Here is a 24,678-nt window from a genome sequence, read left to right as displayed (position 1 = left end):
GATAAATCATAGGGAGGTTGTCACTTGAAGATTACAGACGTAATCTCTCTGCTGGGCGCCATTGCAACATTTCTGTTCGGCATGTCAACCATGACAGACGGATTGCAGAAGCTCTCCAGCGGCCGTCTGGAGCACATTATGGAAAAATTGACCAGCAATATCTTCAAAAGCGTCCTGGTCGGTGCTCTGGTCACGGGTCTGATCCACTCCTCGGCAGCCACTACCGTCATGTGCGTCGGTTTTGTCAACTCCGGTATCATGAAGCTGGAGCAGACTGTCGGCATCATCATGGGAGCCAACATCGGCACCACTGTTACCGCGCAGATCCTTCGTCTGGGAGATATCTCTTCCGACAACATTTTCATGGTGCTGATGAAGCCCCAGTCCTTCGGCCCCATCATGGCTGTGGTGGGCGTGGTATTCTATCTCTTCCTCAAGGGCGGCAAGAAGAAAATGATCGGCCAGTTCTGTCTGGGCCTGGGTCTTCTCTTTATCGGTATGAAGAGCATGGAGGCCGCGGTGGCCCCCCTGCAGGAGCTTCCCCAGTTCCAGGAGCTCTTCGTGGCCTTCTCCAATCCTGTTCTGGGCATCCTGGTGGGTGCCCTGGTCACCGCCCTGCTGCAGAGCTCCACCGCCTCTGTGGGCCTGCTCCAGGCCATGACCACCACCGGCGCCATCACCTTTAATGTGGCTCTTCCCATCATCATGGGCCAGAACATCGGCACCTGCATCACCACCGTGATCTCCTCCGTGGGCGCCAGCAAAAACGCCAAGCGCACTGCTATGCTGCACCTGTACTTCAACGTTATCGGCACACTGCTCTTCCTGGCCGCGGCCTATGGTTTCTACTACGCGGCCAGCGCCTCCGGGAACGTCCCCGCCTTCTGGAGCAGCCAGATGAACCGCGGCGATATCGCCTCTATCCACACCTTCTTCAACATGGCCTGTACCCTGGTTCTTCTCCCCTTCCACAAGCTGCTGGTGCGGCTGGCCGTGCGTACCGTCCCCGGCGACGACGAGCACACCTTCGCGCTGCTGGACGAACGCTTCATCACCTCCCCCTCTGTGGCTCTGGAGCGTGCCCACGACACGGTGGTGCAGATGGGCCAGTTTGCCCGTGAGAACTACCGCCTGGCAGTGGAACTGCTGGACCACTTTGATGAGAAAAAAGTGGAACGCCTGAATGAGACCGAAAATGCCCTGGACAAGCTGGAAGGGCTTCTGGACAACTATCTGGTCAAGCTCAACAACCGTGCCCTTACCTCCGTGGAAAACGCCAAAGTGTCGGAACTGCTCCATACCCTGTCCGATTTCGAGCGGATCGGCGACTACTCGGTGAATCTTTCCGAGTCTGCCGGTATTCTTCACGAGCGCGGCCTCTCCTTTTCGCCCAAGGCCAAAATCGAGCTGAAAGCCATGACCAGCGCGGTGGACGAAACTCTGGACCGGGCCGTCAAGTGCTTTGAATCCTTCTCCCGGGAAGAAGCCATGGGTGTGGAGCCCATTGAAGAAGTGGTCGATCTGATGCGGGATGAGCTGCGCAGCCGTCACATTGAACGCCTGAAGACCGGCGAGTGTACGATTGAATTGGGTACTCAGTTTCTGGAACTGCTCATCAATCTGGAGCGCATCTCCGACCACTGCTCCAATATTGCCCTGTACATCGTCCGCGAGACCGCCCCCAAGGACGACCTGATCCGTGTGGACACTCATGCCTATATGCACGCCATCCACCATGGTGAAAGCGAAGCTTTTGACGCGGAATTCCGCAAATACCGCGAGAAATACTACGCCCCTATTGAAAACCTGTGATCAAAAAGCGGCAGGAGGAAGAAATCCTCCCGCCGCTTTTTCAGATATATTTGCGAAAAAAGGTCCCTGTTCCGAAGAACAGGGACCTTTTCAAAATCACATCAGCCGCACGGTGTAGTACACCGCCATAGCCAGCAGCCACACGATGAGCACCGCGTACAGGAGGGTCATGACTCCCATCACCAGCCCCATCACCTGTACCAGCGCAACTGCCAGGCAGGTCAGATAGAGCATGGTATAATTGACGTTCTTCCCCAGCAGCTGCACCCGCCTGCCCCGGATATCCATGGCCCCGCTGCCGTTCTGGAGTTTACGGGCCGCCAGCGCCATCGCCGCCAGGAACAGGAACTCCACCACCAGATAGCTGTAGACCACTGCGCCGTGGGTGATCCGCCGGTTCATCAGCCACAGGCCCAAAAGCCCGGCCGCGCACATCAGCGTGACTGCGAAAAACTCCCGCTGGTAGAGGTAATACACCAGTGCCAGCACCGCCATACAGGGCACACCTACATACAGCCCCTTGACACCGGTCTCGGTGAAAAAGCGGACGATCAGCGCGCACGCCGAGAGGATCGCCAGGATCGTGGCTGCCGCCTGGGCCAGCCCGCTCTTGCGGCCCTTTTTCCAGGCCGCCGCCCACCAGGCCGCCGCCGCCAAGAAGCACACCGGCAGGACCACGGCCAGCACCCGGAACATGCTGTCCAACGCCAGACGGATCCCGATCTCACTGACCCGGTAATTATTATAATAACGATTCAGGAGCAGAAGGAGCGCCTCCAGAACAACCGAGCCCACGATCCAGATCAGGGCCCGCGTCAGAGCCGCGTCCTCCTGCTTTGCCCGCTCCGTCCTTTCTCTCTTATCCATGTATTCATCTCCTGTGACATACGTTTTAATCTCGCATTTGTATATTTTAACAGATAGCACGTCATTTTGCAACACCAAAAACCCCCTTCCTGCCAAGAGAACACTTTGCCCCCGGCTCTATTCTGTGATACAATAGTTTCACTTAGCGAGCCGCCGCGCCGGCGGCGGGGAGCTTAGTGAAACTTGTGCCTGTGGTGCAATAGTTTCACTTGGCAAGCCGCCGCGCCGGCGGCGGGGAGCTTAGTGAAACTTGTGCCTGTGGTGCAATAGTTTCACTTGGCAAGCCGCCGCACCGGCGGCGGGGAGCTTAGTGAAACTTGTGCCTGTGGTGCAATAGTTTCACTTGGCAAGCCGCCGCACCGGCGGCGGGGAGCTTAGTGAAACTTGTGCCTGCGGTACAATTCCCTCAGCAGACCGGCCGGGGAAAGCCTTGCGCATCCCTCCCAGCGCCTGACGGTCTGCTTACTTTCGTCCGCGCCATGCGCGGCAGTCAGGAGTTTTCCATTATGTCACGTCGTTTCGTCCCCGCGCTCTGTCTCATTCTCCTTCTGTCTCTGTCCGGCTGTTCTCCCGCCGGCGGCGAGGCTGTTCAGGAATTTTTTGCCATGGACACGCTGATGCGCGTGCAGCTCTCCGGCCCAAAAGCCGAGGCCGCCGCCCAGGCTGCCGTGGCTGAGGTCAACCGTCTGGACCGGCTCCTTTCCCGCGCCGGTGAGGACAGTGATGTGGCCCGAATCAACGCCCACGCCGGGGATGGCGGTGAGGTCACTGTCTCACAGGAGACAGCCGTGCTGCTGGCCCAGGCGCTGGAGGCGTCTGCCGCCACCGGCGGCGCCTTTGACGTGACCATCGCCCCGGTGATGGATGCCTGGGGCTTCGGCACCTTGGAGGCGGAGCTCCGCGTTCCTGCCCAAGACGAGCTCTCCGCGCTCCTGCCCCTGGTGGACAGCGGCGCCCTCCATGTGGATACAACGCGGAACACTGCCCGGCTGGACGCCCCCGGCGCAGAGCTGGACCTGGGGGGCATCGCCAAGGGCTATGCCGCCGACCGGCTCATGGCCCTGCTCTCCGGCTATGACGTTTCCTCCGCGCTGCTCAATCTGGGCTCCAGCACCATTGCCGCCCTGGGGACGCGGCCAGACGGCGGGCCCTGGCGCATCGCCCTGCGGGACCCTCAGGACGAGGATGGACAGCTGCTGGTCCTGGCGCTTTCCGACCAGGTCCTCTCCACCTCCGGCGGGTACGAGCGCTTTTTTGAGGCGGACGGTGTGGTATATCACCACATTCTGGACCCGGAGACCGGCATGCCTGCCCGGAGCGGCCTGCTGTCGGTCACGGTAGTCTCGGACCAGGGGGCCGAGGCCGACGCCCTCTCCACCGCCCTCTATGTGATGGGGCCGGAACAGGCGCTGGACTTCTGGCGCAGCCGGGATACTTTCGAGTGCATCCTCTGCCTGGATGACGGGACCGTACTGGTCACCGAAGGGCTGGAGGACGCCGTTACCTTCAAGGGGGATATCAATGGCTATACCTGTGAGATCGTCCGCCGCTGACCGCACCCGTCCCACCCTGTGGGACGGCGTGATCGTCCTTCTGGTGGCGGCGGCCGCCCCCCCCCCCCTCTGGACCCTCCGTCCCTCCGCCGGGAGCGCTGTGATGCTGCGGATCACGCTGGACGGGGCTGTGGTGGGGGAGTATTCCATGGAGGAAGCCCAGGCCCTCTCTCCCCTGGCCATCGATGCCCCCTGGCCTGTGACGCTGGAGGCGGAGCAGGGCCGTATCCGGGTGGCCGAGAGCAGCTGTCCCGGCCGTGACTGTGTCCATACCGGCTGGATCGACGCTCCGGGTGAGCAGATCATCTGTCTTCCCAACAGGCTCATTATCTCCCTGATCGGGGAACACGATGCGTCCACAGAGGATTTTGACGTGATCGCGGGATAAAGGTTCCCCCAAAACGGGGATCTTTCCGCTCCGCAGAGTAAAAAGGAGGAATCAGTATGGGACCCTATCTGCTGGCGCTGGACCAGGGCACCACCAGCTCCCGCGCCATCCTGTTCGACCGGGAACAGCACATCGTGGGCGTGGCCCAGAAGGAATTTACCCAGTTCTATCCCCATGATGGCTGGGTGGAACACGACGCCATGGAGATCTGGTCCTCCCAGTACGGCGTGATGATGGAAGTCATCGCCCAGTCCGGCGTGTCGCCGGCGGAGATCGCCGCCATCGGCATCACCAACCAGCGGGAGACCACCATCCTGTGGGACAAAAAGACGGGCCGGCCCATCCACAACGCCATCGTCTGGCAGTGCCGCCGGACGGCGGGCATCGTGGACGGCCTGCTGGCTGACGGCGTGGGCGACTATATCAGGCAGGCCACCGGCCTGGTGCCCGACGCCTACTTCTCCGCCACCAAGATCCGGTGGATATTGGACCACGTGGAGGGCGCGCAGGAGCGGGCCCGGCGGGGCGAGATCCTGTTCGGCACGGTGGACAGCTGGCTGGTGTGGAAGCTCACCGGCGGCGCGGCCCATGTCACCGACGTGACCAACGCCTCCCGCACCATGCTCTACAACATCCACAAGCTGGATTGGGATGAAAACCTGCTCCAGGCCCTGGACATCCCCCGGGCCATGCTGCCCGAGGTCCGCTCCTCCAGCGAGATCTACGGCTATGCGGACATCCAGGGCGTGCGGGTGCCCATTGCAGGCATCGCCGGCGACCAGCAGGCCGCCCTGTTCGGCCAGACCTGCTTCTCCCCCGGTGACGCGAAGAACACTTATGGTACCGGCTGCTTCCTGCTGATGAACACCGGCGAGCAGCCCTGCCAGAGCAGGAACGGGCTCATTACCACCATCGCCGTGGGTCTGGAGGGCAAAGTAGAGTACGCACTGGAGGGCTCGGTCTTTGTGGGCGGGGCGGTGATCCAGTGGCTCCGGGACGAGCTGCGCTTCCTGGACGAGAGCCGGGACGCGGAGTACTACGCCCAGAAGGTGCCCGACACCGGCGGCGTCTATCTGGTGCCCGCCTTTACCGGGCTGGGCGCTCCTTACTGGGACATGTATGCCCGGGGGGCCATGGTGGGCCTGACCCGGGGTACCAAGCGGGAGCACATCATCCGGGCCGCCCAGGAGTCCATCGCCTATCAGGTCCACGACCTGGTGGCCGCCATGGAGAAGGACACCGGCCTCCCCCTCTCCCAGCTCAAGGCCGACGGCGGCGCCAGCCGGGACGCCTTTCTCATGCAATTTCAGGCCGATATCCTGGGCCACCAGGTCCTCCGCCCCGTGATCCGGGAGACCACCGCCCTGGGCGCCGCCTATCTGGCCGGTCTTGCGGTGGGCGTATGGAAGGACCGGAAGGAAATCCGCTCCCTGTGGAGCTGTGACACTGCCTTCTCCCCCGCCATGGAACCCGCCCGGCGGGAGACCCTGCTCTCCGGCTGGCACCGGGCGGTAGACCGCAGCCGGGGCTGGGCACATCAGTAAGCCGGGTAACATAAAATTTATCTTTAGCATCCTTTTTCTTCCATTTTCGCTTGCTCCTCTCTGAAAAAAGCAGTAGAATAGGTGATACGTCAGACAGGAGGCCCCAGCTATGCAAATGATTGATTCCTTTTCTTACCAGTGCGGCATGATCGACAGCCTGAACCAAATGGTGGCGGCAGGCATCCGGTCGCTGGCCCTCACCCCTCCCCTGAAGCAAAAGGCGGAGCGGGATGCCCTTATCGACTACGCCAAAGAGAGCTGCCGCCGGCACGGGACCAAGCTCTACCCGGAGGACGACCTGCTCACCACTGATCTGTTTCCCCTTTCCATGACCCGCGGCAGATTCAATATTCTCTTCTATCAGGCGGACCATGTCATCGAGGAGTACATAAGGCTGAAGAATCGGAAGGAGTCCACCGTGGCCTCCCGGGCCTATTTCGGCGGCAACCGCAGCCGCCTGGCCCTGGAATTCGGGCGGCTGCTCTCCTATCCGGAGGACACCATCCAGCGCCTGATACGGGAGAATACGGAGCGGGAGACCGTCTGATACGAATTTCAAATGAAATGCTTTCATTTGAAATTCCGTGCGCTGCGCGCACTGGTATCATGCATGCCGCATGATACCGCGTCTCATAAAAACCTGACGCGCTGCGCGCTATAAAAGCGTTTCAAGCTTTTTATTAGGTTTTAGTATGAGCGTTTTCCATCCTACAACAGCAAAAAAGCCCGGCTCTCACACGAGAGCCGGGCTTTTCTTTTATTTTTTCCGCTTGCCGCAGGGTGTGCCGCAGCACTCGCAGCCGCCGGAACACCCGCATCCGCATCCGCAGTCTCCCCGGAGCTGGCGGCGGATGTGGCGGGCCACATACCACACCGACCAGACCACCAGGGCGGCTACGGCCAGATAGATCACATACTTCACACGCTCACCTCAGTGTATCAGGAGGGAGCCCACCTGATAGACGATCAGCGCACCCAGATAGGCGGCGCCCAGCTGCCACAGGATGGAGGCCAGGGTCCATTTCAGGCTGTTCATTTCCCGGTAAATGGTGGACACCGCCGCCACGCAGGGCACATAGAGCAGCACGAATACCAGGAAGGCATAGGCCGCCACCGGAGTAGCGAAGGTCCCGGACAGGGCCGAGGCCACCACCGCGCCGCTGGCACTCACCGAGAAGCCGTAAAACAGGCTCATGGAGGAGACCACCATCTCCTTGGCCACCAGTCCGGTGAGCAGGGCCACCGCGGCCTGCCAGGTACCGAAGCCCAGGGGCCGCAGCGCCGGGGCGATGGCGCCGCCCACGGCGCCCAGGAAGGAATCCCCGGCCTGGTCCACCATGACCACGCCGTCCTGCCAGCCAAAGGACTGGAGGAACCAGAGCAGCACGCTCATGGCCAGGATCAGGGTGCCCGCCTTGACCAGGAAGCCCCGCACCTTCTCCCACACGTGCAGGCTGATGTTCTTCAGGGTGGGCAGCCGGTAGGGCGGCAGCTCCAGCACAAAGGCGGCGGGCTCTCCCTTAAAGACGAGCTTCTTCAGAAGGACGCCCGAGGCGATGGCGAAGAGCAGCCCCAGCAGGTAGAGGGAAAAGACCACCAGGCCGCTGTACCGGGCAAAGAATGCCGCGGTGATCAGTCCGTACACCGGCAGCCGGGCCGAACAGGACATGAAGGGCACCAGCATGATGGTCATGCGGCGGTCCTTCTCATTCTCCATGGTGCGGGCGCCCATAACGGCGGGCACCGTGCAGCCAAAGCCCATCAGCATGGGGATGAAGGCCTTTCCGCTCAGACCGAACCGCCGCAGCAGCCGGTCCATGATGAAGGCGGCCCGGGCCATATAGCCCGAGTCCTCCAGGAAGGAGAGGAAGATAAAGAGGATGGCGATCTGGGGCAGGAAGGTAAGTACACCGCCTACGCCGGCGATGACGCCGTCCACCAGCAGGCTCTCCACCCAGGGGGCCACTCCGGCCGCCGCCAGCAAACTCCGCACCCATTCGGCGAACACGCCGCCGATGAGGGCGTCCACCCCGTCGGCCAGCGCCTGTCCGGGGCCGAAGGTAATGGCGAACATGGCCAGCATCATCATCAGGAAGGTGGGTACCGCCAGATACCGGTTGGTGACAATGGAGTCGATCTTGTCCGAGAGGGTCAGTTCACCGCTTCTCTGCCCCTTCCGCACCGACAGGCCCACCACCTCCTGAATGAAGCGGTAACGGCTGTCGGCGATCAATGTCTCCCGGTCGCCCAGCACGTAGGCTCCCTCATACTCGGCGCACACCGTCTCGGCCTGCCGGCGCTCCTCCGGACTCAGGCCCAGCGCCTCCTGCACCAGGCGGTCGCCCTCCAGCAGCTTGATGGCCGCCCAGTGGGCGGGGACGCCGGCCGAATAGGCCTTATCGTGGATGAGCTCGCCCATCTTGTGGTGGATCTGGTGGGTAAAGTCGTCGTACAGGTCGTCCGGTTCCACCGTCACGCCCACGTGCATCTGCCGGTGGGCCACCTCCAGCAGGGTGTCGATGTTCTTTCCCGTCCGGGCGGTGATGGGGATCACCGGCACGCCCAGAGCCCGGGACAGGGCCCCCACGTCGATCCGGTCCCCGTGCTTTTCCACCTCGTCCATAAAGTTCAATGCGATGACCATGGGCCGCTCCAGTTCCAGCAGCTGGGCGGTCAGGTACAAATTGCGCTCGATGTTGGTGGCGTCCACGATGTCGATGATGGCGTCCGGATGCTCGCCCACGATGAAGTCCCGGGCCACGATCTCCTCCATGGAGTAGGGAGACAGGGAGTAGATACCGGGCAGGTCCACGATGGTGACGGGCTTGCCGTCCACGCTGGCTTTGCCCTCCTTCTTCTCCACCGTGACGCCGGGCCAGTTGCCCACATACTGGTTGGAGCCGGTGAGGGCATTGAAGAGGGTGGTCTTGCCGCAGTTGGGATTGCCCACCAGGGCCAGCTTCATCTCCCGGGTGTCATGGCTGGCATAGTCTGGCTCGCCGCCGTGCTCCCGTGCCTCGTGGGCATGGTCGGCGCTCATGCGGCGCAGGGTCTCCTCGTCGGGGATGTGCTGCACCATGCCAGCACGCTTCCGGCGGATCAGGCTGGCGGCCTTGGCCTCCTCGCCGGTGGCCATGGCGATCTGGGCCGCGTCCTCCCGCCGGAGGGAGAGCTCGTAACCCCGGACATTGACCTCGATGGGATCGCCGAAGGGTGCGATCTTGCGCACGGTGATCTCGGTGCCGGGGGTCAGGCCCATGTCCACCAGGCGGCGCTTCACCGGGCCCCGCTCATTGCCCGTCCGGAGGATGATGCCGCTCTCGCCGGGCGAGAGCTCTTCCAGGGTTCCTTTTTTTGCTTTTGCTTCCGTTTTCATATCTGTTTCATCTCATCTGGCTCAATTTGGCTGCTTCTTTTTACAGGCGCAGTTATTATACTCTAACCCCACTTCCCTGTCAAGGCGGTCGCAGCCCGGCCCTTCCCCTTTCCCCAAAAAGGAGAGCGCCCGTCCCAATCAGGGCCGGGCGCTCTCCTTACGCTGTCATACCGGTTTGATGAACCATCAGCATCTGGCCAGGCCATCCACACTGAGCACCACGCCGGTGATATAGGAGGCCTCCTCCGAGGCCAGGAACACGAAGGCATTGGCGATATCCTCAGGCTGGCCCAGGCGGCGCAGGGGGATCTGCTTGATCAGGGGATCGATGACCTCCTTGGGGACGGCCTTCATCAGGTCGGTCTCGGTAATGCCGGGGGCCACGGCGTTGACACGGATGCCCTTGGGACCCAGCTCCCGGGCCAGGGAGAGCGTCAGGCCGTTAACCGCGAACTTGGAGGTAGGATAGGCTACGCCGCTGGGCTGGCCATAGCGGCTGACCATGGAGGAGGTGTTGAGGATCACACCGGACCCCTGCTCCACCATGCAGTCCACCGCGGCCCGGGCTGCGTTGAACACACCCTTCACGTTCAGATCCATGATCCTGTCAAAGGTCTCCTCTTTGTAATCCACGAAATGAGCGCTGTCAGAGGTACCGGCATTGTTCACCAGGATGTCGATGCGGCCGTACTGTTCGATCACCTGGCCAAACGCCTTGCGGACGTCCTCCAGATCGGCCAGGTCGGGACTGATGCCGGAGACGGCGGCACCGGGGAATTTCTCCTTCAGCTGCGCTACGGCCCGGTCCGCGGATTCCGGGCGGCTGCCGGCCACCACTACGCTGGCTCCCTCCCGCAGGAACGCCTCGGCAGTGGCATAGCCGATGCCCCGGCTGCCGCCGGTGATCACAGCGACCTTGTCTTTCAATCTCATAATCATGACCTCCTTGTCTGTTTGGATGACTCTATAATACCCTTACCCAGTGCGGATAAAACCGGTATGATAGCAATTTTGGAACAGCGGCTCCGCTCAGCCCAGCCAATGGGTCATGGCCAGCATCAGGCAGAAGCCTCCAAGCAGGGAGTAGGTAGCGCCCCGCTCACACCCGTGAGCATGGGTCTCGGGGATCATCTCGTCGCTGATCACGTAGAGCATGGTCCCTCCGGCAAAGGCCAGCGCAAAGGGCAGCACTGCGGCGGACAGGCTCACGGCGAAATACCCCAGAAGGGTGCCCACCACCTCGATCATGCCGGTGGCCAGGGCCACTGCGAAGGTCCTTCCCCGGCTCATCCCCGCAGCCAGCATGGGTGCGATGATGACCATGCCCTCCGGGATGTTCTGCAGGGCGATGCCGCCCGCAATGGTCAGGGCCTCTCCGGTATTGCCCGTGCCGAAGCCTACCCCGGCGGCGATGCCCTCAGGCAGATTGTGGATGGCGATGGCCATGACGAAAAGCAGCACCTTGTCAAGCTGCTCGGTCCGGGCGGGGTGCCCCTCCTGGTCCACGCCCGCCAGGTGATGCAGGTGGGGCACCGCCCTGTCCATCAGGTTCAGGCCAAAAGCGCCGCAGAAGATGCCGATCACTGTCACGGGCAGGCCGCCGCTTCCCCCGTACTCCAGCGAGGGCAGGATGAGACCCAGGACGGCGGCGGCCAGCATGACCCCGGCGGCGAACGCCAGTACGATGTCGCTGAACCGGTGCGACACCGTTTTGAACGCGAAGCCCAGCAGCGCGCCCACCACAGTAGCCCCTCCCACACCCAGGGCAGTCAATAAAACGATTTCCATGTACAAACTCCTATGGGCCCCGGCAGGCCGAGGCCAAAATACGGAAGCCGCCCGGAGCACGGTTTCCTGCCCCGGCAGCGCTTCCCTGTCACATTATAACATCGGCCGCCATAAAAAGAAAATACCCATCTCATATTTTTAGCAGAGACGGCCGCCTGGACGCAAAAGACCGGCGGCTCTTCCGAGCCGCCGGTCTTATTTTCTCACCTCAGGATGGGTTTACTCCTCGTCGTGGCAGCCACAGCCACAGCCGCAGTCATCCTCGTCCTCATCGCAGCAGCAGTCGCAGTCGGACAGGTCCAGCGCAAACTTCTCCTTGCAGCTGGGGCACTGGATCACACCGGACTCCAGCACGTCCTCGTCAATGACCAGGGTCTCCTTGCAGTTGGGGCACTCCACCTCAAAGAAGTCGTCGTCATCATCGTCATCGTCGCAGCAGCAGTCGCCGTCATCGTCGTCCTCTTCGAACACCACGCTCTCCACGTCGGACAGATCGTCGGAGATGGCGTCAATCTCCTCGCCCAGGGCGACGGTGTTCTCCTCCAGGTCCTCAATAGACAGGCCGATCTCCTCCAGGATGCCGATCATCACGGAAATGAGCTTGCCCTCCTTGGACTTCTCGGTGTCGATGTTCAGGCCCTCGGCCAGTCCCTTCAGGTACGCGACCTTCTCAGAAATCGTCATTTTATTTCTCCTTTTCCTTGGCAGATCAATGGCGGATACAGTTTCCCCATCGCTCCGCTGTTCCATGCATGGGGCTTTTAAGCCTTGCAGCGCTCCAGGTACTCGCCGGTGCGGGTATCGATCTTGATCCGGTCGCCGGGGTTGATGAACAGGGGGACCTTGATCTCGGTGCCGGTCTCCAGCGTGGCGGGCTTGGTCACGTTGGTGGCGGTGTCGCCCCGGAAACCGGGATCAGTCTCGGTGACCTCCAGCTCCACGAAGGTGGGGGGATCCACGGCAAAGATCTTGCCCTTGTAGCTGCTGATCTTGCAGACCATGTTCTCCTTGACAAAGCGGAAGTTGTCGCCCAGAGTATCCGCGCCGATGGGCACCAGATCATAGGTCTCGGGGTCCATGAAATAGTACAGATCACCGTCGTTGTAGCTGTACTCCATGTCCTTGCGCTCCACGTAGGCGGGCTCGAACTTGGCGGTGGGGTTGAAGGAGGTCTCGGTCACGGCACCGGTGATGACGTTCTTCATCTTGGTACGGACGAAGGCGGCGCCCTTGCCGGGCTTCACGTGCTGGAACTCGACGACCTGCATGACCTGGCCATCCATCTCAAAGGTCACGCCATTGCGGAAATCACTGGCAGTAATCATTGGTAACACATCCTTCAGAAAGGTATTTCAAAAATAAGCGACACTATTTTACCCTACTTTGTCTCTATTTGCAAGGGGGTAGCATGGAATTCGGCTGGAATCATACACGCGGGGGCAAGTCCGGCCGGATTTCAGGTACTTTTTACAGGATGATCAGGTTCTTAGGGGCTACAGTGATGACCTCGCAGCCGTCCTCCGTCAGGATGACCACGTCCTCGATACGCACGCCGAACCTGCCGGGCAGGTAGATGCCGGGCTCGGCGGAGAGGGCGGCGCCGGCGCCGATGGGCTTGTCCCACTTGGGGGAGAACCGGGGGTCCTCATGGATCTCGATGCCCAGACTGTGGCCAAAGCCGTGGCCGAAATAGTCGCCGTAGCCGGCGTCGGCGATCACCTTCCGGCCCGCCTCGTGGACGTCGGCGCCCACCACACCGGCCTTTGCGGCGGCAATGCCCGCCAGCTGGGCCTCCAGCACGGTCTGATAGACCTTCTTCATCTCCTCGGTGGGCTCGCCCAGGGCCACGGTGCGGGTCATGTCGGAGCAGTAGCCGCCGAACTTGCAGCCGAAGTCCATGGTGATGAACTCACCGCTGCGCACCGGCTTGTCGCCGGGGATGGCGTGAGGCATGCTGCCGTTGGGGCCGGAGGCCACGATGGGATCGAAGCTCATCTTCTCGGCGCCGAAGCGGATCATATCATACTCCAGCCGGGCGGCGATCTCCTTCTCGGTGACGCCGGGCTTGATGAACCCCAGGATCTCCTCAAAGGCCTTTTCCGAGATGCGCTGGGCCTTGATCATCCGGTCGATCTCCTCTGCGTCCTTGTAGGTACGCAGCTCGTCCAGCAGATCGTTGGCCGGGACGAACTGGGCCTCCACCGCGGCGGTCCAGGCGTTGTACTCCTTCACGGACATATAGCCGTCCTCAAAGCCCAGCTTTTTGACGCCGTGCCTGACCACCAGGTCCCGGACCTCGGTCTTGTAGCTGCGGCCCTCGGGCATGGAGACGGCGCAGTCGGTGACCTGCTTCTCACATGCCTCGATATACCGGGAATCAGTAAAGTAGTAGCTGCCCTCCCGGGTCACCAGGGTCACGCCCTCGCCGTGGAAGCCGATGGCGTAAAACTCGCCGGGCTCGCTGGTGATGAGCATGGCGTCCAGGCCGTACTCGGGCAGCTTGGAAGCGATCTTGTTCAGATGGTTCATGGAGAAAACTTCCTTTCTGTCATTGTTCTCTTCAAACAGGTTCTTATTCCGATCCCGCCAGAAAATGCCGGTACGCCGTCTTCATGGTCAGCGCGTCCTCGGCCTGGGTCCCGGCCGACTCGCAGATAATGGTGGGGCTCCAGCCCCGGCGGGCCAGGGATCTCATCAGCGGCATATGGTCGGGGCCGAACTCGTCCTGAGCAAAGGTCAGGTGCATCTTCTCGCCTCCGCCGGGGGTGAACTGGATACGGGAGAAGTGGCTGTGGAAGCGGCTTGCCCGCTCCCCGCCCAGGCGCTCCTCCATCCGGTCCAGCATCCGCTCGGTGGCCTCCTCCCCCTCATCGGCCCCCAGGCTGCGGGCATAGAGATGGCCGAAATCCACCGTGGGCAGCAGCCGCCCGTCCACCTGGCACAGCTCCAGCACCTCGTCCAGGTCCCCCAGCTGGTTGATCTTGCCCATGGTCTCGGGGCAGAGGGTAATGTGCCCGTACCCGGCGGCGTCGCAGGCTGCCACCACCTGCTCCATGGACCGGAGGGCGATGTCCAGTGCCTCCCGCCGGGTGCGCTTCATCAACGCCCCCGAGTGGATGACCACCCGGTCCGCCCCCATCCAGTCTGCCGCCCGGCAGGCGGCGGTAATATAGCCGATGGTCTTTTGCAGGCTCTCCGGATCCGGGTTGGCCAGATTGATGAAATAGGGTGCGTGGAGCGAGAGGCGGACGCCGTAAACCCTGGCGTTCTCCCCCAGCTTGCGGGCCGTGGCCTCTCCCACATTCACCCCTTTGCCGCACTGGTACTCATAGGCGTCCAGCCCAAATCCTGCGATCCACTCCGGCGCGGCAAGAGAGGACTTGTGGACCGCGGAAAAGGAATCCGAATTGCCGGCAGGTCCGAAGAGTGCGCTCATATGCTTTTCCTCCTTCGCTGTGCAAGCCGGCGGAAGGGCCACTCCGCGGCATAGCGCAGGTAGCGGCCCGGATTGCCCGAGAGCCGGATGGGCTCCACCAGCAATGTGGTCACGCCGGCGTTCTTTCCGCCCAGGATATCGGTAAAGATCTGGTCCCCCACGATGGCGGTCTCCCGCTGGGTGACCCCCATCTCCTCCATGGCCCGGCGGAAGGAGCCCGCCCGGGGCTTGCCCGCGTGGCCGATAAAGGGGATGCCCAGTGACCGGGCGTAGCGGCGGGCCCGGTCAGGTTTTCGGTTGTTGGAGAGGATAAAGAGGGTCACCCCCGCCTCCCGCAGCTCCCGCTCCCAGGCCCGGACAGCCTCATCCGGCTCAGGCACGCCGTAGGCCGCCAGCGTATTGTCCAGATCGGCCAGCAGGAGCCGGATGCCGGAGCGGGCCAGTTCCTGCGGATCAATATCATAAATACTGCGGAACACCCGGTCCGCCAAGAGAGACAGGCCCAAGGGCCACCGCCTTTCCGCAAGGGCTATTTGCGCGTTCCCCTGCATAGATTCCTATCACGGGCGCAGCCGCATCCCATATCCGCGGCTTGATCACATAAAGTGGTCAGAAATACCGCTTTTTGTAACATAACACAGTCGATCACGGGCTGTTTATCCCAAAATGTCCCATTCGGCAGCTCATGAGTGTCATATGTCCTGTTTTTGTTCAGTACGCATTGTTACAATGCCTGAATTCGATCAAAAGGGCTGAGAATGGCCCTTTTGATCGAATTGTGCGGCTGCTGCCGCACGAATAAACCGCAAAGCGGTTTATTCAGCAGACATTATTATAGCATCCGTTTCAAGGCGAAACAAGGGGGTTGTCCTATGGCTTCCAGTTGTGAACTCACGCTGATCGCGGCTCCTGGGGAGAGCGCAGCCGCCCAGGCTGCCGGTCTGCCGGTGGCCCATCTGGCTTACCGTGTGGGCAGTGGGCCCCACCTCTTCCGCTCCAACCTGCCAGTGGCTGCCCGGGGCGGTCTGCTGGCGGCCGACTGCCGGGGTTTTGACGGCCGCGGCGAGCCCTCCGCCCTGTGCCAGGAGATCCTGCGGGAGTGCAGCGCCCGGGGGTTCACCGGGGTGTACTGCGCCTTTGAGGGCCGTCCCTTTCCCCTGCTCCGGCAGGCGGCGGCCGAACTGGAGGACCTGCTGGAACGCCGGGGCTGGCCCCTCTATGTCCCCGAAGCCTACGCTCACGGCCTGCGCCGCGCCCGGGTGCTCATCCCCACCGCCCTGTCCGGCGGCTCGCTGGAGCAGCGGCTCTCCGACGCGGCGGAGCGCTTCGGCCGGGAGCGGGTCACCCTGGCGGTGGAGCGGGTGGCCATGGACTTCTTCCTTCCCTCCCCCACCGGGCAGGGCGTCCCCCTCAGCCGGGAGAAGCTGCGCGCCCGGCTGGAGGAGCTCCATCCCACGGTATACTTCTCCCGGGAGCTCTGTGCCCACTACTTTACCTATATGTCCAAAGAGAATGGAGTCCACTTCGTCCTGTACGACGACGCGGGCTCCATCCGTAAAAAACTGGACATCGCCGGGCGCATGGGCATCACCCGGGCCTTCCTGCCCTACGGACAGGTGGACGACCTGCTGCCCCGGCTGCTCAAGCCGTAGCTCACGCCTTCAGCCGGGCGGCCAGTGCCTCCAGCTTCTCCCGCAGGCCGGGGTTGTCCTGCTCCTCCAGGTCCTTGCACGCCAGAGCATCCCGGCAGATGCGCAGGGCCTCCTTCCGGTCGGGCTCCACCGCCTTGCCCTCGGCATAGCACAGAGCCAGATAGTACATCCCCTCCGCGTCGGCGCCGTCGGCGGAGCGGCGGTAGTATTCCAGGGCCTTGGCCTGGTTGGGCGGCACCTGGATACCGTTCTCATAGAACCGGCCCAGGGCGCACAGGGCACTGCCCTCTCCCAGCCGGGCGGCCCGGCGGTAATAGGACAGGGCCTTTTTCAGGTCGGGCTCCACTCCCTGCCCCAGTTCATAGCACTCGCCCAGGTTGTAGAGGGCGGTGTCATCCTCCGCTCCCGCGGCCTGTTCATAGAGGCGGACGGCCTGGGTATAATCCCGGGGCACGCCCCAGCCCTTCCGGTAGAGCTCTCCCAGGTTGTTCATGCCCCGGAGGCTCCCCTCGTCGGCGCTCTTCCGGTACCAGTTCGCGGCCTGGGCGTAATCCTTCTCCACCCCCAGGCCCCGCTCATAGCACCAGGCCAGATTGCACATGGCGGCGGTGCTGCCCGCCTCGGCTCCCTTCCGGTACCACCCGGCGGCCTCGGTCCAGCTCTGTTCGGCGCCCCGGCCCTGCTCGCACAGCCATCCGATGGAACACATGGCGTCGCCGTGGCCCTGTTCCGCGGCCTTGCGGAACCACTCCATGGCGGCGGCGTCATCCTGCTCCACCCCAGAGCCGTCCTTATAGCAGTGGCCCAGATTGTACTGGGCACGGGCCAGCCCCTGCCCGGCAGAGCGCCGGTACCAGAGTACAGCCTGCTTCTTGCTTTTGCGGACGCCCAGGCCGCTGTCGTAGCACCAGCCCAGGTTGCACTGGGCCTGCCGCTGCCCCAGCTCCGCCGCCCTGCGGTACCACTCAGCCGCCTGCTTTACATCCCGCTCCACGCCAAGGCCCTGCTCATACCGCAGGCCCAGGCTGCACATGGCGTCGGCGTCCCCCTGCCCGGCGGACCGGCGGAAGAGTTCGGTGGCCCGCTCATCGCTGCGCTCCACGCCCTGGCCGTTGGCGTAGCGCCAGGCCAGGTTGTACTGGGCCAGGCTGTCCCCCCGTTTGGCGGCCCACTGGTACCAGTGCACCGCCTTGGCCTCGTCAGGCTCGCTGCCCCAGCCCTGGTCAAAGGAGAGACCCAGATAGAAGCCCGACCGGGCATTCCCGGCCCCGGCGCCCCGGCGGAACCACTTGACCGCACCGGCCTTGTCCTCCGCCGCGCCCTGACCGCTCCAGAGACACAGGCCCATCCAGTAGCAGGCCTCTTCATATCCGTTCTCCACCGCACGGGCAAACCAGCGCGCCGCCTCTTCCGGGGAGCGCTCCACGCCGCCGTCGCCGTAAAAATAGTTGATGCCCACGTAGCACTGGGCACGGCCATATCCCTGCTCCGCCGCCTGAAGGTAGAGGGCCATGGCCCCCGCCCGGTCGGGTTCCATGCCCCGGCCGCCCTCCATGCACACGCCCAGGTTGGTCAGGCCCTGAGGATACCCCTGGGCCGCCGAGCGCTTGTACCACTCCATGGCCTGGGCCATATCCTTCTCCACGCCGGCGCCGTACTCATAGCACACGCCCAGCTCGCACTGAGCCCGGGGGTCCCCTTTCCGGGCGGCGTCGGTGTACCAGATGATGGCACGGCCCAGATTCCGGCCCACGCCCACGCCATTCTGATACATCCAGGCCAGGTTGCACATGCCGCGGGTATCTCCTCCACGGGCGGCCTTCCAGTAGAGCTTTGCCGCCTGACGGCTGTCCCGCTGCACGCCGATGCCGTACTCATAGCATACCCCGAGGCAGCACAGACCATCCGTACTGCCCTGGGCTGCCGCCCGGCCGTACCACAAAACGGCGGTCTCCGCGTTTCGCTCCACGCCGTCGCCGAACTCGAAGCAGCGGCCCAGCTGGGCCTGTCCCACCGGGTCGCCCTGGAAGGCGGCGGCCTTCAGCCACTCCACCGCTGCCGACGGAGAGCATTCCACGCCGATACCGTCATGATAACAGCGGGAAAGCAGGATCTGGGCCCGGGGAAAGCCGGCCTCCGCCGCCCGGCGGTACCACTCTGCCGCCCGGACTACGTCCGGCCCCACGCCGATCCCCTGCTGGAGACAGAAGCCGAAATTACACATGGCGGGCACATAGTCCAGCAGAGCGGCCTGCTCATAGAGCCATGCGGCCTGCCGGGGGTCGGCCTGGATGCCCACCCCATTCTCCATGCACCAGCCCAGATTGCTGATGCCGCAGGCCTCGCCCATGCCAGCGGAATGCCGGAAGCAGGCCAGGGCGCGCGCCTCATCCCGCGCCGGGCCCTCGATCCAGTAGCTTCCCAGCAGGGCCCACTCCCTTCCGGAGAGCTGCGCCTCCTCCGCCGGCTCCATGGTATGTCCGCAGTCGGGGCAGCACTCCGGCCGCTCCTCCTGCTCCACGATGCACGGGCACTCTTCCTGCGTACAACGGTAGATCATGGCGTGCTCCGCCCTCCTTTCTATGGGTATGTCCGCCCATTCTAAATGGTTAGTTTATCACATCTTTTTCCCGGCTGCAAGAAAGGGCAGCTCCGGGCAAACAAGAAAAGCCCCGCACCGGTGGTGCGGGGCTCTGGCTCTTGTCTTATGACTTAGTAAAACTTCTTGCGGTTCTTGCGGGCAGCCTCAGACTTCTTGCGGCGCTTGACGCTCGGGCTCTCGTAGTGCTCACGCTTACGCACCTCGGCCAGGACGCCCGACTTGGCGCAGCTACGCTTAAAGCGCTTCAGAGCGTTCTCCAGAGACTCGCCGTCCTTAACACGGACTTCCGACATTGATTTCCCCTCCCTCCGAAGCGGCGGTCAACGCCGCCAAAGGGCCACATACTGATAGTTATGGCTTTAACATTAATATATTATATCCAAGGCCCGCCATATTGTCAAGGATGATTTTCAAAAAGGGAAAAACAGCCTCAGCGTTCCTGGAAAAACTCGATATCCTCCCCGGCGGGGCCGGTGCAGAAAGCGATACGGATGGGATAATCCTCCCCCAGGCACTTGTCCACCGGCTCGATGAATACCGGGCGGCCCGCCGCGCGGACCCGCTCGATCATGCCGTCCACGTCGTCCGTGGCGAAGGCGATGTGGGCAAAGGCCCCTTTCCGCTCACCGGCGCCGCTCGCCGTGACCTCCAGCAGGGTGTTGCCCAGGTCCAGCATGGCGCCCCGGCGCTCGCCCTGGCCCCACCGGCGGACCAGCGGGCACCCCAGGACGGTGCCGTAAAAATCCAGCGCCGCCTGAAACTCCGCTTCTCCCCCGGTCTTGAGGGAGATATGATGCACGCCCCTCATCTTACTTGGCGATGAGGTTGACCAGCTTGTTCTTCACCAGGATAGTCTTGACCAGGTTCTTGCCCTCGGTAAACTTCTGCACCTTGGGGTCGGCCAGGGCGGCGGCCACCACGGTGTCCTCGTCGCTGTCCATGGGGACCACCACGGTGCCGCGGAGCTTGCCGCACACCTGCACGGCAATGGTCACCTCGCTGGCCACGGTCTTGCTCTCGTCGTAGGTGGGCCAGGACTGCTGGCAGGCCATACCCTTTTCGGCGGCAAAGCCCAGGATCTCCCACAGCTCCTCCACCATGTGGGGCGCGAAGGGGGAGAGCATCAGCAGCAGGGCGCTCATGTCGCCCTTGGAGCAGCCGTTCTGATAGAAGTCGTTGACCAGGGCCATCAGCGCGGCAATGGCGGTGTTGAACTTCATGGCCTCAATGTCGGCGGAGACCTTCTTGATGGCCTTGTGGATGGCGCTCTCGTTGGCGGCGGTGTAGTCCGGAGAATCGGTACACTGCTCGGCCAGGTTCCACACACGGTCCAGGAAGCGCTTGCAGCCCTTCACCGCGTTGTCGCTCCAGGCGGCGGCCTTCTCAAAGTCGCCGATGAACATGATATACAGGCGCATGGTGTCGGCGCCGTACTGGGCCACCACGTCGTTGGGGTTGATGACGTTGCCGCGGCTCTTGCTCATCTTCTCGCCGCCCTCGCCCAGGATCATGCCGTGGCTGGTACGCTTCTTGTAGGGCTCCTTGGTGGGGACCACGCCGATGTCATAGAGGAACTTGTGCCAGAAACGGCTGTACAGCAGGTGCAGGGTGGTGTGCTCCATGCCGCCGTTGTACCAGTCCACGGGGGACCAGTACTCCAGCGCCTCCTTGGAGGCCAGGGCCTTGTCGTTGTGGGGGTCCATATAGCGCAGGAAGTACCAGGAGGAGCCGGCCCACTGGGGCATGGTATCGGTCTCACGCTTGGCGGGGCCACCGCAGTGGGGGCAGGTGGTGTTGACCCAGTCGGTCATCTTGGAGAGGGGGCTCTCGCCGTCGTCGGTGGGCTCATAGCTCTCCACGTCGGGCAGCAGCAGGGGGAGCTGGTCCTCGCTCAGAGGCTGCCAGCCGCACTTCTCGCAGTAGACCATGGGGATAGGCTCGCCCCAGTAGCGCTGGCGGGAGAACACCCAGTCCCGGAGCTTGAAGTTGACCTTGGCCTTGCCGATGCCCTTCTCCTCCAGCCACCTGGTGATGACGGGGATGGCGTCCTTCACGGTCATGCCGTTGAGGAAGTCGGAGTTGACCAGGATGCCGGTCTCGTCCTTGGCGGTAAAGGCGGCCTTCTGCACGTCCTCGCCGCCGGAGACCACCTCGATGATCTCGCAGCCGAACTTCTTGGCAAACTCCCAGTCGCGGTCATCGTGGGCGGGCACGGCCATGATGGCGCCGGTGCCGTAGGTGGAGAGCACGTAGTCGGAGATGAAGATGGGGATCTCCTTGCCGTTGACGGGGTTGACGCCCTTCACGCCGGAGAGGCACACGCCGGTCTTTTCCTTGTTGAGCTCGGTGCGCTCCATATCGCTCTTGGAGGCGGCGGCGGCCTGATAGGCCCTCACCTCGCCGGCGTTGGCCAGAAGGCCCTGCTCCAGCCAGCCCTTCACCAGGGCGTGCTCGGGAGAGAGGACCATATAGGTGGCGCCGAACAGGGTGTCCGGCCGGGTGGTGAAGACCACGATATCCTCGCCGGTGGTGGCCTTGAAGGTGACCTCGGCGCCGGTGGAGCGGCCGATCCAGTTCTTCTGCTGGATCTTGACCCGCTCGATGAAGTCCAGATCGTCCAGATCGTCGATGAGACGCTGGGCGTACTCGGTGATCTTCAGCATCCACTGGCTCTTCTCCTTGCGAATGACGGGGGAGCCGCAGCGCTCACATACGCCCTCCACCACTTCCTCGTTGGCCAGCACGCACTTGCAGGAGGTGCACCAGTTCACGGGCATGGTGGTCTTGTAGGCCAGCCCGTGCTTATAGAGCTGGAGGAAGATCCACTGGGTCCACTTGTAGTAGCTGGGGTCGGTGGTGTTGACCTCCCGGTCCCAGTCGAAGGAATAGCCCAGCATCTGCAGCTGGCTGCGGAAATTCTCGATGTTGTCGTGAGTGACCTTGGCGGGATGGATGTGGTTCTTGATGGCGTAGTTCTCGGTGGGCAGGCCGAAGGCGTCGTAGCCCATGGGGAAGAGCACATTATAGCCGTCCATCCGGCGCTTGCGTGCCACCACGTCCATGGCGGTGTAGGGGCGGGCATGGCCCACATGCAGGCCCTGTCCGGAGGGGTAGGGGAACTCCACCAGCGCGTAGAACTTGGGCTTGCCGCTGCCGTGCTCCTCGCAGTGGAAGGTCTTTTCGTCCAGCCACTTCTTCTGCCACTTGGGCTCGATGGATGCGAAATCGTACTTCAACGCTATCACACTTTCCTAAAAAGTATCATCTCCGGCCTTTTTTCCCTGTTCCGACCGGTTTTTTACGGAATCTTTTATATTATAACGAATCGATCCCCTGATTGCAAGAGGAAGCGCAAAAACTCCCCCGTCCGGAGAATGCCCCTTCCCTGACTGCCGGCCGTTCCCCGTCCGTTCCGGGCTTCTTTTCCCGTTCTTTAAACTGATAAGTCTTGCTTTTTCGGGGACCGTCCGTTATCATGATAGGGTAGAAACGATCCTGTGCCCCGTCAGCGCGGGCATTCGACCCAATATAATAAAGCGAGGGATGGACATGAATCTGACAGCACAGACCTGTACGGAGTTTCTGGACGCGCTGGCCTCCAAGGCTCCCGTCCCCGGCGGCGGCGGCGCCTCAGCCCTGGTGGGCGCGGTAGGCGTGGCCCTGGGCAATATGGTAGGTAATCTCACCGTTGGGAAGAAGAAATACGCCAGTGTAGAGGCCGACGTGATCGCCCTGGATCAGAAGGCCGGGGCCCTGCGCCGCCGGCTGGCGGATCTGGTGGCTGCTGATGCGGAGGCTTTCGAGCCCCTCTCCCGGGCCTATGGCCTGCCCAGGGAGACCGAGGAGCAGCGGGCCTATAAGGCCCAGGTCATGGCCCAGGCCCTGGACGCCGCCTGCGCCGTGCCCATGGACATCATGCGCGCCGTGTGCGAGGCCATTGAACTTCATAAAGACTACGCCCGTATGGGCTCTGCCATCGCCATCTCCGACGTGGGCGTGGGCGTGGTGTGCTGCAAGGCCGCCCTCCAGGGCGCCAGCCTTAACGTATTTATCAACACCAAGTCCATGACTGACCGGGACAAGGCCATCCGTCTGGAAAATGAGGCCAACGCCATGCTGGAGCGGTACTGTGCCATGGCCGACGCCATCTACGCCGACGTGGCCGCCCGGTTCCACTGATCGATCTATGAAAGGAAGCGTGAATTCATATGGCTGCCATTCTCTCCGGTAAAGAAGTTGCCGCCGCCCTCAGCGACAGCCTGGTCCGGCGGACCGCTGCATTGACGGCCAGAGGCGTGACCCCTACCCTGGCCATCGTGCGGGTGGGCGAGCGTGAGGATGACCTCAGCTACGAGCGGGGCGCGGTCAAGCGCTGCGAGAAGATCGGCGTGGCGGTGCGCCATTTCGTGCTGGACGCCGGATGCACCCAGGAAGAACTGCTGGAGGTCATCGGCCGGGTCAATGCCGACCCGGGCATCCACGGCTGCCTGCTCTTCCGTCCCCTGCCCCGGCACATCGACGACGAGGCCGTCCGCCAGGCGCTGGCCCCCGAGAAGGACGTGGACGGCATCACCGACGGCTCGCTGGCCGGTGTGTTCGCCGGGGTGAAGCGGGGCTTTCCCCCCTGCACCGCCCAGGCCTGCATGGAGATCCTGGCCCACTATAATTACGACCTGACCGGAAAAAAGGTGGCTGTGGTAGGCCGCAGCCTGGTGGTGGGCAGGCCCGTGGCCATGATGCTGCTGCAGAAAAACGCCACCGTCACCATCTGCCATACCCGCACGGCGGACATGCCCGCTGTCTGCCGGGAGGCAGAGATCCTGGTGGTCGCGGCCGGAAGAGCCGGCGTGGTGGACGCATCCTTTGCCGCCCCCGGTCAGGTGGTGGTGGATGTGGGCATCAATGTCAATGAGGAGGGCAGGCTCTGCGGCGATGTGGCCTTTGACCAGGTGGAACCTGTGGTGGACGCTATCACTCCCGTCCCCGGCGGCGTGGGCTCTGTGACCACCTGCGTGCTGGTTGGGCATGTGGTGGAGGCCGCTGAGCGCGCCTGCGGGCAGAACTGATATAAAATGCAAAACGAGGGCCCGCCTCCTGCCGGAGACGGGCTTTTCTGCCCTTTCCCGGCTCCACGCGGACAGAGAAGGGTTTAAAAAATTTTTTAATTATGTACGGCAGCGGTTCAAAATGTGACCAAGATGTAACCATTGCGCTGTATACTGATGCCATACTAAGAACCCCGGTACCCCTCAGATCCCGGCTTGGAGGAGATCCGTATGCATGAGACCTTTGTCATTCAAGTGATAAGCGCCCAGAATTCCACATGGCAGGGTACTGTTTCCTGGTCAGGCGGAAAGAAACAGGCGCCGTTCCGCAGCGCGCTGGAGCTTTTGAAGCTCATCGACAGTACGCTGTCAGAGGAAGGAGGCGAGTTCCAGCCGGAGCTGGCCTGACGCCCGCCTTCGGAAGCCATGATCTTAAGTCCGTTCTGATCGGGGAGAAGCCCTGATCCGCTTTCCGGAAACCGGAAAGCGGGAACCGTGAAAAGGGCAAACCGGCCGAAAGGCCGGGACGCAAAGCTCAGGAGGCTAACGCGGGAGACCGCCACGCCAGTCCGGCCGCCACTGATTCCATTCTCACCAAATCTTTAGAAAAGGGGA

At 62.7% G+C, this 24,678-nt stretch carries 23 protein-coding genes and 1 riboswitch; of the genes, 9 read left to right on the top strand and 14 right to left on the bottom strand.

Going from position 1 to position 24,678, the window contains the following annotated elements:
- Positions 1 to 24: 24 nt before the first annotated feature.
- On the top strand, positions 25 to 1,812 hold the full coding sequence (locus ACTNBZ_RS02720; protein WP_441208108.1) for a Na/Pi cotransporter family protein: 1,788 nt from the start codon (positions 25 to 27) through the stop codon (positions 1,810 to 1,812).
- A gap of 96 nt (positions 1,813 to 1,908) precedes the next feature.
- On the opposite strand, the gene ACTNBZ_RS02715 is transcribed toward ACTNBZ_RS02720, so the two are convergent.
- Entirely contained in the window at positions 1,909 to 2,679 is a 771-nt protein-coding gene (locus ACTNBZ_RS02715) for a hypothetical protein (RefSeq protein WP_441208107.1), read from the bottom strand.
- Positions 2,680 to 3,185: 506 nt separating this feature from the next.
- On the opposite strand from ACTNBZ_RS02715, the gene ACTNBZ_RS02710 reads away from it, so the two are divergent.
- The 4 genes from ACTNBZ_RS02710 (at position 3,186) to ACTNBZ_RS02695 (ending at position 6,711) form a co-directional block, all read left to right on the top strand.
- Entirely contained in the window at positions 3,186 to 4,232 is a 1,047-nt protein-coding gene (locus ACTNBZ_RS02710; RefSeq protein WP_441208106.1) for an FAD:protein FMN transferase, read from the top strand.
- The gene (locus ACTNBZ_RS02705) at positions 4,201 to 4,620 is read left to right on the top strand and encodes a NusG domain II-containing protein (protein ID WP_441208105.1); all 420 of its coding nucleotides are present in this window, start codon (positions 4,201 to 4,203) and stop codon (positions 4,618 to 4,620) included. The genes ACTNBZ_RS02710 and ACTNBZ_RS02705 overlap by 32 nt, the downstream gene beginning before the upstream one ends.
- A gap of 56 nt (positions 4,621 to 4,676) precedes the next feature.
- Positions 4,677 to 6,164, top strand: coding sequence for a glycerol kinase GlpK (gene glpK, locus ACTNBZ_RS02700; protein ID WP_441208104.1), 1,488 nt, complete (start codon positions 4,677 to 4,679; stop codon positions 6,162 to 6,164).
- A gap of 109 nt (positions 6,165 to 6,273) precedes the next feature.
- Positions 6,274 to 6,711, top strand: coding sequence for a hypothetical protein (locus ACTNBZ_RS02695; protein ID WP_441208103.1), 438 nt, complete (start codon positions 6,274 to 6,276; stop codon positions 6,709 to 6,711).
- A gap of 210 nt (positions 6,712 to 6,921) precedes the next feature.
- Here the strand turns inward: ACTNBZ_RS02695 and ACTNBZ_RS02690 are convergent, their stop codons facing one another.
- The 9 genes from ACTNBZ_RS02690 to ACTNBZ_RS02650 all read right to left on the bottom strand — a co-directional run bounded on the left by ACTNBZ_RS02690 (position 6,922) and on the right by ACTNBZ_RS02650 (position 15,270).
- On the bottom strand, positions 6,922 to 7,086 hold the full coding sequence (locus ACTNBZ_RS02690; protein ID WP_441208102.1) for a FeoB-associated Cys-rich membrane protein: 165 nt from the start codon (positions 7,084 to 7,086) through the stop codon (positions 6,922 to 6,924).
- Positions 7,087 to 7,095: 9 nt separating this feature from the next.
- Positions 7,096 to 9,540 (bottom strand): ferrous iron transport protein B, encoded by a 2,445-nt coding sequence (gene feoB / locus ACTNBZ_RS02685; protein WP_441208101.1) that lies wholly within the window; start codon positions 9,538 to 9,540, stop codon positions 7,096 to 7,098.
- A 186-nt stretch (positions 9,541 to 9,726) separates the two neighbouring features.
- Entirely contained in the window at positions 9,727 to 10,473 is a 747-nt protein-coding gene (locus ACTNBZ_RS02680; protein WP_441208100.1) for an SDR family NAD(P)-dependent oxidoreductase, read from the bottom strand.
- A gap of 96 nt (positions 10,474 to 10,569) precedes the next feature.
- On the bottom strand, positions 10,570 to 11,328 hold the full coding sequence (locus tag ACTNBZ_RS02675; RefSeq protein ID WP_441208099.1) for a ZIP family metal transporter: 759 nt from the start codon (positions 11,326 to 11,328) through the stop codon (positions 10,570 to 10,572).
- A 219-nt stretch (positions 11,329 to 11,547) separates the two neighbouring features.
- The gene (locus ACTNBZ_RS02670) at positions 11,548 to 12,012 is read right to left on the bottom strand and encodes a CD1247 N-terminal domain-containing protein (RefSeq protein ID WP_441208098.1); all 465 of its coding nucleotides are present in this window, start codon (positions 12,010 to 12,012) and stop codon (positions 11,548 to 11,550) included.
- 77 nt (positions 12,013 to 12,089) lie between these two features.
- Entirely contained in the window at positions 12,090 to 12,653 is a 564-nt protein-coding gene (gene efp, locus ACTNBZ_RS02665) for an elongation factor P (RefSeq protein ID WP_441208097.1), read from the bottom strand.
- Between the two features lie 142 nt (positions 12,654 to 12,795).
- Complete coding sequence (locus ACTNBZ_RS02660) at positions 12,796 to 13,857, bottom strand: M24 family metallopeptidase (protein WP_441208096.1); 1,062 nt, start codon at positions 13,855 to 13,857, stop codon at positions 12,796 to 12,798.
- 43 nt (positions 13,858 to 13,900) lie between these two features.
- Complete coding sequence (locus ACTNBZ_RS02655; protein WP_441208095.1) at positions 13,901 to 14,764, bottom strand: TIM barrel protein; 864 nt, start codon at positions 14,762 to 14,764, stop codon at positions 13,901 to 13,903.
- Positions 14,761 to 15,270: a YqeG family HAD IIIA-type phosphatase gene (locus ACTNBZ_RS02650; protein ID WP_441208094.1), complete on the bottom strand. Its 510-nt coding sequence runs from the start codon at positions 15,268 to 15,270 to the stop codon at positions 14,761 to 14,763. Before ACTNBZ_RS02650 ends, ACTNBZ_RS02655 begins: the two co-directional genes overlap by 4 nt.
- A 366-nt stretch (positions 15,271 to 15,636) precedes the next feature.
- On the opposite strand from ACTNBZ_RS02650, the gene ACTNBZ_RS02645 reads away from it, so the two are divergent.
- Entirely contained in the window at positions 15,637 to 16,416 is a 780-nt protein-coding gene (locus tag ACTNBZ_RS02645) for a hypothetical protein (RefSeq protein WP_441208093.1), read from the top strand.
- A 1-nt stretch (position 16,417) separates the two neighbouring features.
- Here ACTNBZ_RS02645 and ACTNBZ_RS02640 read toward each other — a convergent pair whose 3' ends face one another.
- From ACTNBZ_RS02640 to leuS, 4 genes are all read right to left on the bottom strand, one after another.
- Entirely contained in the window at positions 16,418 to 18,976 is a 2,559-nt protein-coding gene (locus ACTNBZ_RS02640) for an SEL1-like repeat protein (RefSeq protein ID WP_441208092.1), read from the bottom strand.
- A 152-nt stretch (positions 18,977 to 19,128) separates the two neighbouring features.
- Positions 19,129 to 19,311: a 30S ribosomal protein S21 gene (gene rpsU / locus ACTNBZ_RS02635; protein ID WP_101693723.1), complete on the bottom strand. Its 183-nt coding sequence runs from the start codon at positions 19,309 to 19,311 to the stop codon at positions 19,129 to 19,131.
- A gap of 137 nt (positions 19,312 to 19,448) precedes the next feature.
- The gene (locus ACTNBZ_RS02630; RefSeq protein ID WP_441208091.1) at positions 19,449 to 19,817 is read right to left on the bottom strand and encodes a VOC family protein; all 369 of its coding nucleotides are present in this window, start codon (positions 19,815 to 19,817) and stop codon (positions 19,449 to 19,451) included.
- A 10-nt stretch (positions 19,818 to 19,827) separates the two neighbouring features.
- Positions 19,828 to 22,254: a leucine--tRNA ligase gene (gene leuS / locus ACTNBZ_RS02625; RefSeq protein WP_441208160.1), complete on the bottom strand. Its 2,427-nt coding sequence runs from the start codon at positions 22,252 to 22,254 to the stop codon at positions 19,828 to 19,830.
- Between the two features lie 319 nt (positions 22,255 to 22,573).
- Between leuS and ACTNBZ_RS02620 the strand changes: the two genes are divergently transcribed.
- From ACTNBZ_RS02620 to ACTNBZ_RS02610, 3 genes are all read left to right on the top strand, one after another.
- The gene (locus tag ACTNBZ_RS02620; RefSeq protein ID WP_441208159.1) at positions 22,574 to 23,197 is read left to right on the top strand and encodes a cyclodeaminase/cyclohydrolase family protein; all 624 of its coding nucleotides are present in this window, start codon (positions 22,574 to 22,576) and stop codon (positions 23,195 to 23,197) included.
- Positions 23,198 to 23,226: 29 nt separating this feature from the next.
- Positions 23,227 to 24,084, top strand: coding sequence for a bifunctional 5,10-methylenetetrahydrofolate dehydrogenase/5,10-methenyltetrahydrofolate cyclohydrolase (locus ACTNBZ_RS02615; protein ID WP_441208090.1), 858 nt, complete (start codon positions 23,227 to 23,229; stop codon positions 24,082 to 24,084).
- A 210-nt stretch (positions 24,085 to 24,294) separates the two neighbouring features.
- A complete protein-coding gene (locus ACTNBZ_RS02610; RefSeq protein WP_441208089.1) occupies positions 24,295 to 24,471 on the top strand; it encodes a hypothetical protein in 177 nt (58 codons plus the stop codon).
- 85 nt (positions 24,472 to 24,556) lie between these two features.
- Positions 24,557 to 24,644: riboswitch (cyclic di-GMP riboswitch) on the top strand.
- The last annotated feature ends 34 nt before the right edge of the window (positions 24,645 to 24,678 follow it).

The organism is Pseudoflavonifractor sp. HCP28S3_F10 (assembly GCF_052065415.1).
Lineage (GTDB): Bacteria > Bacillota > Clostridia > Oscillospirales > Oscillospiraceae > Pseudoflavonifractor_A.
Note: the sequence above shows the minus strand (reverse complement) of the source record. Positions and strands in the feature narration are given on the sequence as shown.

Coding starts and splice junctions, on each gene's coding strand:
- ACTNBZ_RS02705 (WP_441208105.1), top strand. CDS start 4,201: ATGGCTATACCTGTGAGATCGTCCGCCGCTGACCGCACCCGTCCCACC.
- ACTNBZ_RS02610 (WP_441208089.1), top strand. CDS start 24,295: ATGCATGAGACCTTTGTCATTCAAGTGATAAGCGCCCAGAATTCCACA.
- ACTNBZ_RS02660 (WP_441208096.1), bottom strand. CDS start 13,857: ATGAACCATCTGAACAAGATCGCTTCCAAGCTGCCCGAGTACGGCCTG.
- ACTNBZ_RS02675 (WP_441208099.1), bottom strand. CDS start 11,328: ATGGAAATCGTTTTATTGACTGCCCTGGGTGTGGGAGGGGCTACTGTG.
- ACTNBZ_RS02645 (WP_441208093.1), top strand. CDS start 15,637: ATGGCTTCCAGTTGTGAACTCACGCTGATCGCGGCTCCTGGGGAGAGC.
- rpsU (WP_101693723.1), bottom strand. CDS start 19,311: ATGTCGGAAGTCCGTGTTAAGGACGGCGAGTCTCTGGAGAACGCTCTG.
- ACTNBZ_RS02615 (WP_441208090.1), top strand. CDS start 23,227: ATGGCTGCCATTCTCTCCGGTAAAGAAGTTGCCGCCGCCCTCAGCGAC.
- ACTNBZ_RS02655 (WP_441208095.1), bottom strand. CDS start 14,764: ATGAGCGCACTCTTCGGACCTGCCGGCAATTCGGATTCCTTTTCCGCG.
- glpK (WP_441208104.1), top strand. CDS start 4,677: ATGGGACCCTATCTGCTGGCGCTGGACCAGGGCACCACCAGCTCCCGC.
- ACTNBZ_RS02710 (WP_441208106.1), top strand. CDS start 3,186: ATGTCACGTCGTTTCGTCCCCGCGCTCTGTCTCATTCTCCTTCTGTCT.
- ACTNBZ_RS02670 (WP_441208098.1), bottom strand. CDS start 12,012: ATGACGATTTCTGAGAAGGTCGCGTACCTGAAGGGACTGGCCGAGGGC.
- ACTNBZ_RS02715 (WP_441208107.1), bottom strand. CDS start 2,679: ATGGATAAGAGAGAAAGGACGGAGCGGGCAAAGCAGGAGGACGCGGCT.
- ACTNBZ_RS02695 (WP_441208103.1), top strand. CDS start 6,274: ATGCAAATGATTGATTCCTTTTCTTACCAGTGCGGCATGATCGACAGC.
- feoB (WP_441208101.1), bottom strand. CDS start 9,540: ATGAAAACGGAAGCAAAAGCAAAAAAAGGAACCCTGGAAGAGCTCTCG.
- efp (WP_441208097.1), bottom strand. CDS start 12,653: ATGATTACTGCCAGTGATTTCCGCAATGGCGTGACCTTTGAGATGGAT.
- ACTNBZ_RS02640 (WP_441208092.1), bottom strand. CDS start 18,976: ATGATCTACCGTTGTACGCAGGAAGAGTGCCCGTGCATCGTGGAGCAG.
- ACTNBZ_RS02680 (WP_441208100.1), bottom strand. CDS start 10,473: ATGAGATTGAAAGACAAGGTCGCTGTGATCACCGGCGGCAGCCGGGGC.